This window comes from Leifsonia sp. KNZ12-8B, assembly GCF_056755495.1.
Window position 1 is genome coordinate 1 of the sequence record NZ_JBPGXM010000078.1, and the last position, 18,202, is coordinate 18,202.

Here is an 18,202-nt window from a genome sequence, read left to right on the forward strand (position 1 = left end):
AACCCACGCCGCCGGGGGGGGAGGGGTGGCCCCCAGCGGGGGCGCGGGGGCAAGATAGGCCCCACCCCCGGGGGGGGGGGGGGGGGGTGGGGGGCGGGGGGGGGCCCCCCCCCCCCCCCCCCCCCGCGCCTGTGGCGGCGGGGCGCCCCCGGGCCCCCCCCCGCTCCCTCATCCGCCCGCACCACACCATCCACTACGACTACGACCACGACAGACTGAGAGAGGAGGCGCCGTGGCAAGCCAGGACTGGTTCGACAAGGACTTCTACAAGGTCCTTGGCGTCTCCAAGGACGTCAGCGAGGCGGACCTCAAGAAGACCTACCGCAAGCTCGCGCGCAAGTACCACCCCGACTCGAACCCCGGCGACGCCGCCGCGGAGGCGAAGTTCAAGGAGATCAGCGAGGCCTACTCGGTGCTGAGCGATCCCGAGGAGCGCAAGGAGTACGACCAGGTGCGGGCGATGGGCTCCGGCGCCCGGTTCACCGCGCCCGGCGGTGGCGGCCAGGGCGGCTTCGACGACGTCTTCGGGGGCATGTTCGGCGGCGGCGGGCAGCGGGGCTACACGTTCCAGCAGGGCGGCTACCCCGGCGGCGGCCAGTTCGACGACGTGCTCGGCGGACTGTTCGGCAACGGCCGCTTCGGCCAGACGAGTGGAGGCTTCCGCGGCTACGGCGGCCCGACCCGCGGCCGCGACGTGACCGCCCACACCACCATCGACTTCGTCACCGCGACCAAGGGCGAGACCATCACCCTTCAGGCGTCCGACGGCAAGCCGATCAAGGTCAAGATCCCCGCCGGCGTCGCCGACGGGCAGAAGATCAAGCTGCGCGGCAAGGGCCAGCCCAGCCCCGACGGCGGCGAGGCCGGCGACATCGTGCTCACCGTGAGCGTGCGCAAGCACCCGGTGTTCGAGCGCGACGGCCTCAACCTCCGGGTGACCGTCCCGGTGACCTTCGCGGAGGCCGCGCTCGGCGCGACCATCGAGGTCCCGACCCTCGGCGGTGACCCGGTCAAGCTGCGCGTCGCGCCCGGCACCCCGAGCGGCCGCGTGCTGCGGGTGAAGGGTCGCGGCGTCGAGACGTCGAAGGGCACCGGCGACCTGCTCGCGGTGGTCCAGGTCGCCGTCCCGTCGCACCTCACCGACAAGGCGAAGGAGGCGCTGGAGGAGTTCGCGAAGGCGCTTCCCGACGAGAACCCCCGCGACGACCTCCTCGCCAAGGCGCGGAGCTGACGATGGACGAGCACAGCCAGGTCTTCGTGATCTCGATCGCGGCCGAGCTGGCGGGGATGCACCCGCAGACCCTCCGCCAGTACGACCGGCTCGGGCTCGTCTCCCCCAGCAGGACGGCGGGCAAGTCCCGCCGCTACTCGATGCGCGACATCGAGAAGCTCCAGGAGATCGCGCGCCTCGGCAGCGAGGGCGTGAGCCTGGAGGGCATCCGCCGCATCCTCGAGCTCGAGGACCAGGTGCGGGAGCTGCACGGCCGCGTCCGCGAGCTGGAGTCGGCGCTCGCCGACGAGCTCCTCAACCGCCCGGGCCGCCGCGTCTTCGCCGCCGGCTCGGAGGGCGAGGTCGTCTCGCTGCGCGCCGGCACCCGTGTGCGCCGCAGCAACCAGGTCGTCGTGTGGAGGCCGCTGGAGCGCTGAGCTCCCCGCCGAGGGGCGTCGTTGTGTCGCAATTCCGCCCGGATGGCGACACATCGGCGCCCTTCGGCGTCTCGCAGTAGGCTGATGCCCGCGGTCGCGCTCACGAGGCGCAGGGCCGCATCGCACTCGAAGACCCCACGAGGACGTGACCCATGAGAGCCCTGTACAAGTCCGCGGCCGCACCCGGCCTGGAGCTGGTCGAGCGACCCGAGCCGCAGATCGGCCCCGAGGATGTGAAGATCCGCGTGCTGCGGACCGGCATCTGCGGCACCGACCTGCACATCCAGCGCTGGGACGACTGGGCCGCCTCCGCCGTCGCCGCGCCGCTCATCCCCGGCCATGAGTTCTACGGCGAGGTCGTCGAGGTCGGCGACCTGGTGCACGACGTGGAGGTCGGCGACCTGGTCTCGGGCGAGGGCCACATCGTGTGCGGCACCTGCCGCAACTGCCGCGCCGGCCGTCGCCAGATGTGCATCCGCACGAAGGGCGTCGGTGTGCAGCGCGACGGCGCGTTCGCCGAGTTCCTCGTGCTGCCCGCGACGAACGTCTGGGTGCACCACAGCGCGATCGAGCCGGAGGTCGGGGCGCTGTTCGACCCGCTCGGCAACGCCGTGCACACCGCGCTCGCCTTCCCGGTCGTCGGCGAGGACGTGCTCGTCACCGGCTGCGGCCCGATCGGGCTGATGGCCATCGCCGTCGCCCGGCATGTCGGCGCGCGCTTCATCGTCGGCACCGACGTGAGCGCGAACCGCCTCCAGCTCGCGCGGGGGATGGGCGCCGACTACACCGTCGACGTGTCGAGCCACGACATCCACGAGGCGCAGCGGGCGCTCGGGATGCGGGAGGGGTTCGACGTCGGCTTCGAGATGAGCGGCGCCCCCACCGCGCTGCCGCGCATGATCGAGAACATGAACCACGGCGGCCGGATCGCGATGCTCGGCCTTCCCGCGGAGAGGATCGCGATCGACTGGGGCATCGTCGTCACCCACATGCTCACGCTGAAGGGCATCTACGGCCGCGAGATGTTCGAGACCTGGAACGCGATGGGCGCGATGCTGCAGACGTCGCAGACGCTGCACGACGCCGTCGCCTCCATCGTCTCCGACCGCTTCCCTGCCCGCGACTGGGAGCAGGGCTTCGCCGCGGCGGCGTCCGCCGGCGGCGGCAAGGTCATCCTCGACTGGACGGAGGTCTGACATGTACGGGTCGTTCCGCGAGCACCTCGCGACGCAGCTGGCCGAGATCGAGGAGGCGGGGCTCACCAAGCGCGAGCGCAGCATCCACGGTCCGCAGAAGGCGCTGATCACCGCCGACGGGCAGGAGGTGCTCAACTTCTGCGCCAACAACTACCTCGGCCTCGCCGACCACCCCGCCCTCCGCGAGGCAGCCAAGCGCGCCCTCGACGACGACGGGTACGGGATGGCGAGCGTGCGCTTCATCTGCGGCACCCAGGATCAGCACCTCGAGCTGGAGCGCCGGGTGTCCGGCTTCCTCGGCACGGAGGCGACCATCCTGTTCTCGTCGTGCTTCGACGCCAACGGCGGCGTGTTCGAGACGCTCTTCACCGCCGACGACGCGATCGTCTCCGACGAGCTCAACCACGCGTCGATCATCGACGGCATCCGGCTCTCGAAGGCGCAGCGCTACCGGTACCGCAACCGCGACATGGCCGACCTGCGCGCCCAGCTGTCGGCTGCGCGCGACGCCGGCGCCCGCTTCACCGTGATCGTCACCGACGGCGTCTTCTCGATGGACGGCTACATCGCCCCGCTCCGCGAGATCTGCGACCTGGCCGACGAGTTCGGCGCGCTGGTCTTCGTGGACGACTCGCACGCGGTCGGCTTCGTCGGCGAGCACGGCCGCGGCACGCCGGAGTTCTGCGGCGTCGGCGACCGCGTCGACATCTACACGGGCACCTTCGGCAAGGCGCTCGGCGGCGCGTCGGGGGGCTACGTGTCGTCCCGGCGGGAGGTCGTCGATCTGCTCCGCCAGCGGTCCCGGCCGTACCTGTTCTCGAACACGCTCGCGCCCTCGATCGTGGCCGGCACGCTCGCGGCGCTCGACCTCCTGGAGCAGTCGGACCATCTCCGCGCGCAGCTGGTCGAGAACGCCGCGCTGTTCCGCCGTCTGATGACCGAGGCGGGCTTCGACCTGCTGCCGGGCGAGCATCCCATCGTCCCGGTGATGTTCGGGGATGCGGCGCTCACCGCCCGCATCGCCGACGGGATGCAGCGCCACGGCGTCTACGTGACGGCGTTCTCCTACCCGGTCGTCCCGCGCGGGCGGGCGCGCATCCGCGTGCAGCTCTCGGCCGCACACACCGAGGAGGACATCCGCCGCTGCGTGGAGGCGTTCATCGCCGCGCGCGAGGAGGCCGCCCCGGCGGCGTGACCACCCGCGCCGGCCGCCAGCCGCCAGCCGCCGAGCACAGGAAAAACGTCGTTCGAACTCCCGATTCCCGACATCTTTCCTGTGCTCGCGGGCTACGGTGTCGGAGGGAAGGAGGCGGCATGATCGTCGACAAGGCCGTCTACGTGGCGGGGAAGCGCACCTCGCCGGTGTCTCTCGAGGACACCTTCGAGACCGTGCGCGATCGCGGCGGCTTCGCGTGGATCGGGCTGTACCGGCCCACCGAGGAGGAGCTCGGCGCCGTCGCGGCCGAGTTCGACCTCCCTCCGCTCGCCGTGGAGGACGCGCTCTCCGGGCACCAGCGCGCCAAGCTCGAGAAGTACGGCGACTCGACCTTCGTCGTCCTGCGCCCCGCCTCCTACGTCGACGAGACCGAGAAGGTGGAGTTCGGCGAGGTGCACGTCTTCCTCGGCGAGGAGTACGTCATCACGGTCCGGCACTTCGACAAGCCCGACCTGGCGGAGGTGCGGCACCGGCTGGAGGGGGAGCCCGCCCTGCTCGCGCACGGCCCGATCGCCGCGCTCTACGGCATCCTCGACCAGGTCGTCGACCAGTACGCGCCGGTGCTCGCCGGCCTGGAGAACGACATCGACGAGATCGAGGACCAGCTCTTCAACGGCGACCGTGCTGTCTCCCGCCGCATCTACGAGCTGTCGACCGAGGTGATGATGTTCCAGCGCGCGGTGAACCCGCTGCGCGACGTGCTGCAGACGCTGCGGGAGGCCCTGGCCGCCCACGGCGCCGACGAGGCGCTCCGCAACGCCTTCCGCGACGTCCAGGACCACGTCATCCGCGTCACCGAGCGTGCGGACGGGTTCCGGCAGATCCTCCAGAACGCCCTCATGGTGCACACGACGCTGGTCGGCCAGGCGCAGAACGACGAGGTCAAGAAGATCTCCGGCTGGGCGGCCATCCTGTTCACCCCGACGCTGGTGGGCACGATCTACGGCATGAACTTCGACCGGATGCCCGAGCTGCACTGGCGCTACGGCTACCCGTTCGCCCTGGTTCTGATGCTGGGCCTCGGTATCGGCCTGTACTGGGCCTTCAAGCGCAAGGGCTGGATCTAGCCGCGCGCCGCCATCAGGTCGCCGAGCGCTGCCGGCGGTCGATTCTCCTGCCCACGGCGTACCCCGTGCACAGGTGACGGAGCACACCCATTCAGGGGGCGCATCCGTCCGGTTTGCAACGCGCCGCGACCGTTCGGCCGCGGCGCCTCGGCGTGTCGCCACGCAAGCTCATCGCGTCACACGCAAGTCCCCAAACCGCCCGCCCTCCCGGCCTGCTTCCTCGATACTCTGCAGATTGCATTTCACATTCCTGTAGGGGAGAGCGGCGCCGACCGGCACGCCTTCCTGCACGGCACTGGGAGGACACATGGACGGCTCGCAGAGGGCGTTCGGAGCGCTCACGCAGACGGCGCTCGAGATCACGGAGCGGCACCGCGTCACCGCGCGCTGGAGGACGCCGATCGTCGCCGTGGTGGTGATGCTCGCGCTCGTCTTCTCGGTGCTGGTTCCCGCCGGGTCCGCATCGGCGGCCGCGAACCTCCCGGAGCTGGTCTGGACGAAGACGAGCTCGTCCCGGGCGACGGCGCCCCTGCCCGGCAACTTCTCCTCCCTGCCCGGCGCGACGGTCACCGTGAGCTCGTCCAAGCAGCAGATGAGCCTCCTCGACTCCAATCACACGGTGTCGACCATGAGCAGCACCAGCACGAGCACGGCGTCCTGCGTCTCGGGCAAGCCGCGCTACCAGATCAACACCTGCGACACGTTCACCTACACCGTGGAGTTCGGCCAGCCGGTCGTCGACCCGGTCGTGCCGTTCGCGCTCCAGAGCTCGACGTACTACTCGGTGTCGGAGGCGACGACCAAGGGCTGCATCCTCGGCTGGAACGACGCCACGCTGTCCTCGATCAACGGACGGAGCGCGACCGGCAACGACGTCACCACCGTCACCGAGCCCAACGGTGCGTGGGTCCACTCCGCGCCGACGTCGTGGACGGTTCCGCAGAGCACCATCAACGGCAACCCCTGCGACCCCCTGCCCGGCGGAGCGGGCGCCGTCCTGCAGCTCAACGGCGTCATCAAGAGCTTCACGTTCACCCTCTACCAGCGCGACGCCGTCATCGTCCCCTGGACGTCGACCTTCTGCCCGCTCCTCGCCGCTCCGGCCGCCTTCGGCATCCGTGTCCTCGTCCCGGTCACCGATCTGGCGGTGCAGAAGACCGCGCCCGCAACGGCGGACGCCAACGGCACCATCACCTGGAACATCGTCGTCACCAACGTCGGGACCACGAACTCGCACGGCTTCGTCGTGAAGGACGCCGTGCCCGCCAACGTCACGAACCCTCAGATCGCCTCCGGGCCGCAGGGCTGCACGATCTCGGGCCGTGACCTCATCTGTGCCGTGGCGCCGCCGGGCTGCACGGTGACGCAGGATCCGTCCGCCACGACGGTCGCCGACATCGACTGCGCCGATTCGACCGCAGCGCACCAGACCGTCCTCGCACCGGGGCAGGCCTCCGTGCCCATCGTTCTCACCGCCACGGCGCCTGTCGCGGTCGGCACGACGATCACCAACACGGCGACCGTCAGCGGCGTCGACGTCGACTCGAACACCGCCAACAACACGTCCACGGCGGTCACCACCGTGGTGCAGAGCGCCAAGCTGGGGATCGCCAAGCAGGCCGCCCTCGCGCCCGGCGCCACCGGCAAGGCCGGTGACACGGTGAACTACACGTTCACGGCGACGAACCTCGGAAACGTCCCGCTCACCGGCGTCACGATCACCGACCCCCTGCCGGGGCTCTCCGGTCTGACGTACGCCTGGCCGGGGGCGGCCGGAGTGCTCCAGCCGGGCCAGTCGGTGACCGCGACGGCCACCTACACGCTCACGCAGGCGGATGTCGACGCGGGCGCCGTCTCCAACGTCGCCTCGGCGACGGGCCGCGCGCCGGACAACAGCCTTGTCGACGGCGGCCGCGCGCCCGCAACCGTCACGCTGAACCCCCGGCCCGCGCTGACCGTCACCAAGAACGGATCGCTCGCGCCCGGTGCCACCGGAATCGCCGGCGACCAGATCACGTACACCTTCAGCGCCACGAATACCGGCGACGTCACCCTCCACAACGTGGCGATCACCGATCCTCACGCCGGTCTCTCGCCGCTGACCTACCAGTGGCCGGGCGCTGTCGGCGTGCTCACTCCCGGCCAGAAGGTCACCGCGACCGCGACGTACACCGTCACCCAGGCCGACATCGACGCCGGCGTCGTGAACAACACCGCCTCGGCGGCGGGCACGACGCCGGGCGGCGCGCCGGTCGACGGCGGCAAGGCCTCCGTCTCCATCCCGCTGACCCCGCGCCCCGCGCTGTCCATCACGAAGACCGCGAAGCTCGCGGCCGGTGCGGCGGGCGTGATCGGCGACAAGGTGGAGTACACGTTCGTCGCGACGAACATCGGCAACCAGACGCTCAGCAATGTCTCGATCCAGGACCAGCTCGCGGGCATGAGCGCGCTGGTCTACCAGTGGCCGGGTACCCCGGGCATCCTCGCCCCCGGGCAGACGGTGACCGCGACCGCGACCTACGCCGTCGCCCAGAAGGACGTCGACTCGGGCTCTGTCAACAACGTCGCCACCGCCACGAGCACCGCGCCGAACGGCGCGCCGGTGAACGCCGGCCCCGCTCAGGCCACTGTCCCGCTCTCCGTCGCGCCCGAGCTCACGCTCACCAAGAACGCCGCTCTCGCCGCGGGCTCCTCCGGTGTCGCCGGTGACAAGATCCAGTACACCTTCACCGTGATCAACACGGGTCATGTCACGGTCTCGGGCACGGCGATCACCGACAAGCTCGCCGGGATGGGCCCGCTGACCTACCAGTGGCCGGGCGCCCCGGGCGTTCTCGCGCCGGGTGAGCGCGCCACTGCGACCTCCACCTACACCCTCACCCAGGCCGACGTCGACGCGGGAGCGGTCTCGAACATCGCGACCGCCACCGGCAAGACCCCCGCCGGTGACCCCGTCAAGTCCAACGACGCCCAGGCGACCGTCACGCTCGACCTCCGCGGCGCGCTCAACATCACGAAGGCCGCGTCCCTGGCCCAGGGACAGGTCGGCCAGGTGGGCGACACGGTGAACTACACGTTCTCCGCGACCAACACCGGTCCCATCACCCTGACCAACGTGGTCATCACCGACCCGCTGCCGGGCATGTCGGCGCTCACCTACAGCTGGCCGGGCACCCCGGGCACGCTGGCCCCCGGCCAGAAGGTGACGGCCACGGCCACGTACACCGTCACCAAGGCCGATGTCGATGCCGGTTCCATCTCGAACACCGCGTCGTCCGCAGGTACCACCCCGACGGGCAAGCCCGTCGACGGCGGGCAGGCGTCCGCCACGGTCCAGCTCGGCCAGACGCCGGCACTGCACCTCGTCAAGCGGGTCGCCGGCACCACGGGCGGCCAGGCCGGTGACGTCGTCACGTACAAGTTCACCGTCACCAACACCGGCGTCCTGACGCTCCGCAACGTCGTGGTCGTCGACCCGCTCGACGGCCTGTCGGCGATGAGCTACCAGTGGCCCGGCGCGCCTGGCGTGCTGGCCCCGGGGGAGACCACCGTCGCCACCGCCACCTACGTCATCAAGCAGTCCGACGTCGACGCAGGCGGCATCTGGAACACCGCGATCGCCCACGGCGATCTCCTCACACGATCGCAGGTCGACAGCAACGAGTCCTCGGCGGAGGTTCCGCTCGGCGCCGCCGGCAAGCTGGCGCTGACCAAGTCCGCCGCTCTGCACCCCGGTGCGACGGGTGCGGTCGGAGATGTCGTCGACTACACCTTCACGGTCAAGAACGTGGGAGGCCTGACGCTCTCCTCCGTCACCATCGCCGACCAGATGGCGGGCATGACCGCACCGGTGTACCAGTGGCCGGGCGCTGCGGGCGTGCTCGCCCCCAACGAGCAGGCGACGGCGACGGCCTCGTACACGCTGACACAGGCCGACCTCGATGCCGGCTCCGTCGCCAACACCGCGCTCGCGACCGGTGACCAGCCCAACGGCACCCCGACCACGAGCGACCCGGCGAACGCCGCGGTCCCGCTCGCGACGAACCCGAAGCTCGCGCTCACGAAGACGGGTGCTCTCACGGCCGGGGCGACCGGCAAGACGGGCGACGTGATCCAGTTCACGTTCTCGGTGAAGAACACGGGCAACGTGACGGTCTCGGCCGTGTCCATCAGCGACCAGCTCCCCGGCATCACCGGCATCGTCTACACCTGGCCCGCCGCCGCCGGAGTGCTCAAGCCCAACCAGACCGCGACCGCCACGGCCAGCTACACCGTGAAGCAGTCGGACGTCGACGCCGGTGCCGTGACGAACGTCGCGACGGTGGCCGGAACCGATCCGACCGGCAACCCGGTCACGGACGGTCCCGCCCAGGCGACGGTCCCGCTCGCGCAGGACGCCAAGCTCGCGCTGACCAAGACCGGAGCGCTCGGTTCGGGCGCGGTGGGAATCGCCGGTGACAACGTCACCTACACCTTCACCACGACGAACACGGGTCAGACCACTCTCCGCAACGTGACGATCACGGACCCGCTTCCTGGCCTCTCCGCCCTGGCGTACTCCTGGCCCGGAACCGCGGGCACGCTCGCGCCGGGTCAGAAGGTCACCGCGACCGCGACGTACACCGTCACCCAGGCCGATGCCGATGCCGGCAAGGTCGACAACGTGGCCACCGCGAACGGGACGACTCCGTCCGGCTCCTCCGTCCCGAGCAACCCCGCTGCCGCGACCGTGCCGCTGGGCGCGGAGCCCGGGCTCGCGATCACCAAGTCGGGCAGCCTGGCGGCCGGCGCAACCGGTCGCGCCGGTGACAAGGTGAACTTCTCGTTCACGGTCACCAACACCGGTGCTGTCACGGTCACGGGTGTCCAGATCGCCGACCAGCTCAGCGGCCTGTCCGCCATCGTGTACACGTGGCCGGCGGGAGCGGGCGTCCTGAAGCCCGGCCAGAAGGCCACGGCGACGGCGACCTACACCCTGACGCAGGCCGACGTCGACGCGGGCAGCGTGAAGAACATCGCCACCGTCTCCGGTGCGGCGCCCGACGGCTCGCCCGTCGATGGCGGTCCCGCCCAGGTCGAGGTCCCGCTTCCTGGCGTTCCGTCGATCGCCCTCACCAAGACGGGTGCGCTGGCCGCCGGTGCCACCGGCAAGGCCGGTGACCGGGTGGACTTCACCTTCCAGGTGACGAACACCGGTGCCACCACGCTGACCGGTGTGACGATCGAGGACCAGCTCCCGGGCATCTCGGCGATCGCCTACACCTGGCCCGCCACCGCCGGCGTCCTGGCGCCGTCGCAGAAGGCCACGGCGACCGCGACCTACACCCTGACCCAGGCGGACGTCGATGCCGGGTCGGTGACGAACGTCGCCGTTCCGCACGCGACCGCACCGGGCGGGTCTCCCGTCGACGGCGCGCCCGCCCAGGCGGTGGTGCCGGTGGCGCCGAAGCCCGCCCTCACGCTGACCAAGACGGGTGCGCTCGCCCCCGGTGCGACCGGCAAGGCGGGTGACACGGTGAACTTCGCGTTCACCGTCACCAACACCGGCACCGTGACCGCCACGGGTGTGTCGATCGCCGACCAGCTGCCGGGCATCTCTGCGCTCACGTACACGTGGCCGTCGGTCGTGGGACTCCTCGCCCCTGGACAGCGTGCGACGGCGACGGCGACCTACACGCTGAAGCAGGCGGATGTCGACGCGGGTTCGGTGGTCAACGTGGCCACCGCGGCGGGCAAGGCCCCGGACGGCTCCACGATCCCGACCGGTCCCGCTCAGGCGACGGTGCCGCTGGACGGCAAGCCCGCGCTGGCTCTCGAGAAGACGGGCGCACTCGCCGCGGGTGCGACCGGCAAGGCCGGCGACACGGTGGACTTCGCCTTCACGGTGACGAACACCGGCGCCCAGACGGTGACCGGCGTGTCGATCGCGGACCAGCTGGCTGGCCTGTCGGCTATCACCTACACGTGGCCGGGCGCCGTTGGCACCCTGACGCCGGGCCAGAAGGCCACCGCTACGGCGACGTACACGCTGACGCAGGCGGACGTCGATGCCGGCTCGGTGAAGAACGTGGCCACCGCGTCGGGCAAGGACCCGCAGGGCTCCGCCGTCGACGCGCCTCCCGCCGAGGTCGTTGTGCCGGTCGACGCCGCACCGAGCCTGGCGCTGACGAAGACGGGCGCTCTGGCTGCCGGCGCGACCGGGAAGGCGGGTGACGTGGTGAACTTCTCGTTCACGGTCACCAACACCGGTGCAGTGACGGCGACAGCCGTCTCGATCGCCGATCAGCTGGCCGGCCTGTCCTCGATCACGTACGCATGGCCGGGAGCTGCCGGCACGCTGACGCCGGGTCAGAAGGCGACCGCGACGGCGACCTACACGGTCACCCAGGCGGACGTCGATGCCGGATCGGTGAAGAACGTCGCTACCGCCACGGGCAAGAACCCGGACGGCTCCGCGGTCGACACCCCGCCCGCCGAGGCGGAGGTGCCGCTGGACGGCAAGCCGGCCCTGACGCTCGTGAAGACGGGCGCTCTGGCTGCCGGCGCGACAGGGAAGGCCGGCGACACCGTGAACTTCTCGTTCACGGTCACCAACACCGGTGCCACCACTGCGACCGGTGTCTCGGTCGACGACCAGCTGGCCGGTCTGTCCGCGATCACGTACACGTGGCCGGGTGCTGCGGGCACGCTGATGCCGGGTCAGAAGGCGACCGCGACGGCGACCTACACGGTCAACCAGGCGGACGTCGATGCCGGATCGGTGAAGAACGTCGCCACCGCCACGGGTAAGAACCCGGACGGGTCGAACGTCTTGACGCCGCCGTCCGAGGCGGAGGTGCCGCTGGACGGCAGTCCGGCGATCGCGCTCGAGAAGACGGGTGCGCTGGCGCCGGGTGCGACGGGCAAGGCCGGTGACACGGTGAACTTCTCGTTCACGGTCACCAACACCGGTGCGGTCACGGCGACCGCGGTCTCGATCGCCGACCAGCTCGCCGGCCTGTCGACCATCACGTACACGTGGCCGGGCGCTGCGGGCACGCTGACGCCGGGTCAGAAGGCGACCGCGACCGCGACGTACACGCTGAAGCAGGCGGATGTCGACGCCGGGTCGGTGGTCAACGTGGCCACCGCGACGGGCAAGGCCCCGGACGGCTCCACCATTCCGAGCGGTCCTGCCCAGGTGACCGTCCCGCTGGACGGCCGGCCCGTGCTGACTCTCGTGAAGACGGGCGCGCTCGCCTCTGGTGCGGCCGGCGCTGCCGGCGACGCGGTGAACTTCTCGTTCACCGTCACCAACAGCGGTGCGCAGACGGCGACCGGCGTGTCGATCAGCGACCAGCTGGCCGGTCTGTCCGGGATCACGTACACGTGGCCGGGAGCTGCGGGCACGCTGGCCCCCGGTCAGAAGGCGACCGCGACGGCGACGTACACGTTGACGCAGGCGGACGTGGATGCGGGCTCGGTCACGAACGTCGCCACGGCGACGGGCAAGGACCCGGCGGGTTCCACGATCGACAGCCAGCCCGCGGAGGCGGAGGTTCCGCTCGACGGCAGGCCCGTGCTGACCCTGGTGAAGACGGGTGCCCTCGCCGCCGGCGCCACCGGCAAGGCGGGTGACAAGGTCGACTTCGCCTTCACGGTGACGAACAGTGGCGCGCAGACGGCGACGAACGTGTCGATCAGCGACCAGCTGGCCGGTCTGTCCGCGATCACGTACACGTGGCCCGGTGCCGCGGGCACGCTGACCCCTGGCCAGAAGGCGACCGCGACGGCGACCTACACGTTGACGCAGGCGGACGTGGATGCGGGCTCGGTCACGAACGTCGCCACGGCGACGGGTAAGGACCCGGCGGGTTCCACGATCGACAGCCAGCCCGCGGAGGCGGAGGTTCCGCTCGACGGCGCGCCCGCGCTGACCCTGGTGAAGACGGGTGCCCTCGCTGCCGGTGCCACCGGCAAGGCGGGTGACAAGGTCGACTTCGCCTTCACCGTCACCAACACCGGTGCGACCACGGCGACGAACGTGTCGATCGCCGATCAGCTCGCTGGTCTGTCCTCGATCGCGTACACGTGGCCGGGCGCCGCGGGAACGCTGACTCCTGGTCAGAAGGCCACGGCGACCGCGACGTACACGCTGACGCAGGCGGATGTCGACGCCGGCGCGGTGACCAACATCGCCACCGCGACGGGTAAGAACCCGGATGGTTCGACGGTGGAGACGGCTCCCGCCGAGGTGACGGTTCCGCTGGACAGTGAGCCTGCGCTGGAGCTCGTCAAGACGGGTGCTCTCGACGCCGGTGCCACCGGAACGGCCGGCGACACGGTGAACTTCGCCTTCACGGTGACGAACACCGGCGCGACCACGGCGACCAGCGTCTCGATCAGCGACCAGCTCGCTGGTCTGTCCGCGATCACGTACACGTGGCCGGGTGCCGCGGGCACGCTGACTCCTGGTCAGAAGGCCACGGCGACGGCGACGTACACCTTGACGCAGACGGACGTGGACGCGGGTTCGGTGACCAACATCGCAACGGCGACGGGTAAGAACCCGGATGGTTCGACGGTGGAAACCGCCCCTGATGAGGTGACGGTTCCGCTGGACAGCGAGCCAGCGCTGCAGCTCGTCAAGACGGGTGCGCTCGCTCCTGGCGCGACCGGAAAGGCGGGCGACACCGTGAACTTCTCGTTCACCGTCACCAACTCCGGTGCGACCACGGCGAAGAACGTGTCGATCGCTGACCAGCTCGCTGGTCTGTCCTCGATCGCGTACACGTGGCCGGGTGCCGCGGGCACGCTGGCCCCCGGCCAGACGGCCACGGCGACGGCGACGTACACGCTGACGCAGGCGGATGCAGATGCGGGCTCGGTCAAGAACGTCGCGACCGCGACGGGCACCAACCCGGACGGTTCGACGGTCGACGCGCCGCCCGCCGAGGTCATCGTTCCGCTCGACGCCGCACCGAGCCTGGCGCTGGTGAAGACCGGTGCGCTGGCAGCAGGCGCGACGGGCAAGGCCGGCGACACGGTGAACTTCTCCTTCACGATCACCAACTCCGGTGCCGTGACGGCGAAGAACGTGTCGATCGCCGACCAGCTCACGGGTCTGTCGGGTATCGCGTACACGTGGCCCGGTGCCGCGGGCACGCTGGCCCCCGGCCAGACGGCCACCGCGACAGCGACGTACACGCTGACGCAGGCCGACGCCGATGCGGGCTCGATCAAGAACGTCGCGACCGCGACGGGCACCAACCCGGACGGTTCGACGGTCGACGCGCCGCCGGCCGAGGTGATCGTGCCGGTGGCTCCGGCCCCCGCGCTGAGCCTCGCCAAGACGGGCGCACTGTCCGCAGGCGCGTCCGGCATGGCCGGTGACACGGTGGACTTCTCGTTCACGATCACCAACACCGGCACCGTCACCGCGACGGGCGTCACCATCGATGACCAGCTCGCGGGTCTGTCCGGTATTGCGTACACGTGGCCGGGTGCGGCCGGCGTCCTGGCCCCGGGTCAGAGCGCGACCGCGACGGCGACCTACACGGTGACCCAGGCGGATGTCGATGCGGGCACGGTCAAGAACGTCGCCACGGCGACCGGTGAGGCGCCGGACGGCTCGACCGTCGACGCTCCCCCGGCGGAGGCCGTGGTGCCGATCGACGCGAAGTCCGCGCTCGACATCACCAAGAAGGGCGCACTCGCGCCCGGCGCGACGGGCAAGGCGGGCGACTCTGTGGAGTACACCTTCACGGCGACGAACACCGGCGCGGTGACCCTGACGGGTGTGACGATCAGCGACCAGCTGGCCGGGCTCTCGTCGATCGCCTACACCTGGCCGGGTGCCGCAGGCACGCTGACGCCGGGGCAGTCCGTCACAGCGACGGCGTCCTACGCGCTGACGCAGGCCGACGTGGACGCGGGCTCCGTCGCGAACGTGGCGACGGCGACCGGGACGAACCCCGGTGGCGACCCGGTGACCGGCGGTCCGGGTACGGCGGTCGTGCCGCTGACCCCCGCGCCGGGGCTCAGCCTGGTCAAGAAGGGCAGCCTGGCCGACGGCGCCACGGGCGTCGCGGGTGACCGTGTCGAGTACACGTTCACGGTGACGAACACCGGCGATGTCACCGAGTCGGACATCAGCATCGAGGACCAGCTCGGCGGACTCTCGGGCATCGTCTACGCGTGGCCGGGTGCGGCCGGTGTCCTGGCCCCGGGCCAGGCTGTGACCGCCACCGCTTCGTACGTGCTGACCCAGGCGGATGTCGACGCGGGATCCGTGGCCAACACGGCGCTCGCCTCCGGCAAGACGCCGGACGGTGAGACGGTGCCGAGTGGTCCGGGCGAGTCGGTCGTGCCGCTCGACCCGGGGCCGGGCCTGACGGTCGTCAAGAAGGCCGCCCTCGCGGCGGGCGCCACCGGCGCTGCCGGTGACGTGGTGACCTACACCTTCACCATGACGAACAGCGGAGGCGTTACCCTGACGTCCGTGACGGTCGCCGACCGGCTGGCCGGCATGTCGTCGCCGGTGTACAGCTGGCCTGCTGCGGACGGTGTGCTCGCTCCGGGGCAGACCGCCACGGCGACCGCGACGTACACCGTCACGCAGGCGGACGTCGACGCCGGCTCCGTCGGCAACGTCGCGACCGCCGCCGGGAAGACTCCCGACGGGGAGACGACGGAGGCTCCGCCCTCGGAGGCTGTCGTCCCGCTGAACCCGGTCGCCGGTCTGAACGTGGTCAAGACGGCTGCGCTGGCGAAGCCCGGTGAGGGCGCGGCCGGTGACGCGGTGACGTACACCTTCTCGGTGACGAACACCGGCGGCGTGACGCTCAGCGGAGTCAGCATCGCCGACCGGCTGGCCGGAATGAGTGGGATCGAGTACACGTGGCCCGGTGCCGCGTCGGTCCTCGCACCCGGGCAGACGGCCTCCGCGACGGCGACCTACATCATCACCACCGCGGATGTCGCAGCGGGCTCCGTCTCGAACGTGGCCCTGGCCAAGGGCCGCACTCCGAGTGGTGAGGATGTGGTGGCTCCGGAGTCGCACGCGACCATCCCGCTTCCGACCGTGGAGCAGCCGGAGAGCGGTGAACCCGCCATCGGGATCACCAAGTCCGGTTCGCTCGCGCCGGGATCGCTGGGACAGGTGGGCGACCAGGTGCTGTTCACCTTCGTGGTGACCAACAACGGAAGCGTCGCGCTCGACAGCGTCAGCATCAGCGACCCGCTTCCAGGCGTCAGCCCGATCGCGTTCGGGGACTGGCCGGGCGAGCCCGGGCACCTCGAGCCGGGACAGTCGGTCACCGCCACGGCGTCCTACTCCCTCACGGCGGAGGATGTCGCCCGGGGATCGGTCGAGAACACGGCGTGGGCGCACGGCCACGGCGGCGGGAAGGACGTCGACGGTGGCAGCAACACCGTGAGCGTCCCGGTCCCGAAGCAGCTCACCTGGAGCGGAGCGCCGGACCTCGGTCAGACACTGGCCCGCACCGGCCAGGACGCGCTGCCCTTCGGGCTGGGCGGCCTGAGCCTGCTGCTGGTGGGCGGACTGGTGCTCCTGCTGCGCCGCCGACCGCAGCGGAGCCGGCAGAGCTAGCCGAGTGGACGTGGGCCCCCCGGGGGGGGGGGGGGGGGCCCCCCCCCCCCCGGGCCGGGGGGGGCGCCCCCCCCCCCCCCGCCCCCCCCCCCCCGGGGGGGGGGGGGGGGGGGGGGGGGGGGGGGGGGGCCCCCCCCCCCCCCCCCCCCCCCCCCCCCCCCCCCCGGCGCGGCGCCCCCCCCCCCCCCCCCCCCCCCGCCCCCCCCCCCCCCCCCCCCGCTTCGTGCTTGACTGGCGGGGTGTCGTCCCCGCCCAGCGCTCCGCAGTTCCCCTACGAGCGCCTCCGCCGCCGGCCCGACGTGGAGGCGCCCAACCTGTACGCGTCCGACGCGGCCGACCGCCTGATCACGGACCTCGCGGGGGACCACGTCCTCGACGGCGGACTCGTCGTCGTGGGCGACGCCTACGGCGCCCTGACCCTGGCCGCCGCCGCCCGTGGCGCTCGCGACATCCGCGTGCACCAGGATCCCCTCACCGGGGAGCGGGCGCTCGACGCCAACGCCGTGGACTTCGGGCTGCGGGACGCCTACGAGCACCGGCCGCTCGACGAATCGCTCGTCCGCGGCGCCAGCGTCGTGCTGCTCCGACTGCCGCGCAGCCTCGACGCGCTCGCCGAGATCGCGACCCTGATCGCCGAGCACGCCCGTCCCGACGTCACCGTGTACGCCGGCGGCATGCTCAAGCACATGACGACGGCGATGAACGCCGTGCTCGCCGACGTGTTCGGCGAGGTGAACGCCTCCCTGGCCCGGCAGAAGGCGCGCGTCCTCACGGTGACCGAGCCGCACCCCGCGGCGGCGACCGTGCTGGACCGGTGGCCGGAGCGTGCCTTCGACGCCGAGACCGGCCTCTGGGTGTGCGCGCACGGTGCCGCCTTCGCGGGCACCTCCATCGACATCGGCACGCGGCTCCTCCTCTCGGTGCTCGACACGGCCGTCCCCGGCGCGCACAGCGCGGTCGACCTCGGGTGCGGGACAGGCGTGCTGGCGTCCGCGCTCGCCGTCGCCAGGCCGTCCCTGCACGTCATCGCGACGGACCAGTCCGCCGCTGCCGTCGCGTCCGCGACCGCGACCGCCGCCGCGAACGGCGTCTCCCCCCAAGTCGCGGTCGTGCGCGACGACGGCCTCGCGGCACAGCCGGACGCCTCCGCCGACCTCATCGTGCTCAACCCGCCGTTCCACATCGGCGCGGCCGTGCACACGGGCATCGCGCACCGGCTCTTCGCCGACGCCGCCCGCGTGCTCGCGCCGGGCGGCGAGCTGTGGACCGTCTGGAACTCGCACCTCGGCTACCGGCCCGCACTCGAACGCGTGGTCGGGCCGACCCGTCAGATCGTCCGCAACCCCAAGTTCACGGTCACCGCGTCGCAGCGCCGCCCCTGACCGGGTGCTGCGGCCGCGCTCAGAGCTCCCGGTCGCCGTCGCGGAGGTCGCGGTCGCCGTCGCGGAGCTCGCCCTCCCGCAGCTCGCCCTCCCGCAGCTCGCCC

Annotated in this window: 7 protein-coding genes; all 7 read left to right on the forward strand. The window is 71.6% G+C overall.

The window, feature by feature from the left end; translation table 11 throughout:
- The first annotated feature begins 232 nt into the window (after positions 1-232).
- The 7 genes from ACR9ZG_RS12150 (at position 233) to ACR9ZG_RS12180 (ending at position 18,098) form a co-directional block, all read left to right on the forward strand.
- On the forward strand, positions 233-1,231 hold the full coding sequence (locus ACR9ZG_RS12150; protein ID WP_481285100.1) for a DnaJ C-terminal domain-containing protein: 999 nt from the start codon (positions 233-235) through the stop codon (positions 1,229-1,231).
- Positions 1,232-1,233: 2 nt separating this feature from the next.
- Positions 1,234-1,647, forward strand: coding sequence for a heat shock protein transcriptional repressor HspR (locus ACR9ZG_RS12155; RefSeq protein WP_481285101.1), 414 nt, complete (start codon positions 1,234-1,236; stop codon positions 1,645-1,647).
- Positions 1,648-1,799: 152 nt separating this feature from the next.
- Positions 1,800-2,843, forward strand: a complete 1,044-nt coding sequence (gene tdh / locus ACR9ZG_RS12160) for an L-threonine 3-dehydrogenase (RefSeq protein WP_481285102.1) — start codon at positions 1,800-1,802, stop codon at positions 2,841-2,843.
- A gap of 1 nt (position 2,844) precedes the next feature.
- Positions 2,845-4,038 (forward strand): glycine C-acetyltransferase, encoded by a 1,194-nt coding sequence (locus ACR9ZG_RS12165; protein ID WP_481285103.1) that lies wholly within the window; start codon positions 2,845-2,847, stop codon positions 4,036-4,038.
- 119 nt (positions 4,039-4,157) lie between these two features.
- Positions 4,158-5,126: a magnesium/cobalt transporter CorA gene (corA, locus tag ACR9ZG_RS12170; RefSeq protein WP_481285104.1), complete on the forward strand. Its 969-nt coding sequence runs from the start codon at positions 4,158-4,160 to the stop codon at positions 5,124-5,126.
- Positions 5,127-5,433: 307 nt separating this feature from the next.
- Entirely contained in the window at positions 5,434-16,716 is an 11,283-nt protein-coding gene (locus tag ACR9ZG_RS12175; RefSeq protein WP_481285105.1) for a DUF7507 domain-containing protein, read from the forward strand.
- Positions 16,717-16,955: 239 nt separating this feature from the next.
- Positions 16,956-18,098: a class I SAM-dependent methyltransferase gene (locus tag ACR9ZG_RS12180; protein ID WP_481285106.1), complete on the forward strand. Its 1,143-nt coding sequence runs from the start codon at positions 16,956-16,958 to the stop codon at positions 18,096-18,098.
- Positions 18,099-18,202 lie beyond the last annotated feature (104 nt).

What these genes read in the sequence shown, in the direction of transcription:
- tdh (WP_481285102.1), top strand. Translation starts at nt 1,800, where the DNA reads ATGAGAGCCCTGTACAAGTCCGCGGCCGCACCCGGCCTGGAGCTGGTC.
- ACR9ZG_RS12165 (WP_481285103.1), top strand. Translation starts at nt 2,845, where the DNA reads ATGTACGGGTCGTTCCGCGAGCACCTCGCGACGCAGCTGGCCGAGATC.
- ACR9ZG_RS12155 (WP_481285101.1), top strand. Translation starts at nt 1,234, where the DNA reads ATGGACGAGCACAGCCAGGTCTTCGTGATCTCGATCGCGGCCGAGCTG.
- corA (WP_481285104.1), top strand. Translation starts at nt 4,158, where the DNA reads ATGATCGTCGACAAGGCCGTCTACGTGGCGGGGAAGCGCACCTCGCCG.
- ACR9ZG_RS12175 (WP_481285105.1), top strand. Translation starts at nt 5,434, where the DNA reads ATGGACGGCTCGCAGAGGGCGTTCGGAGCGCTCACGCAGACGGCGCTC.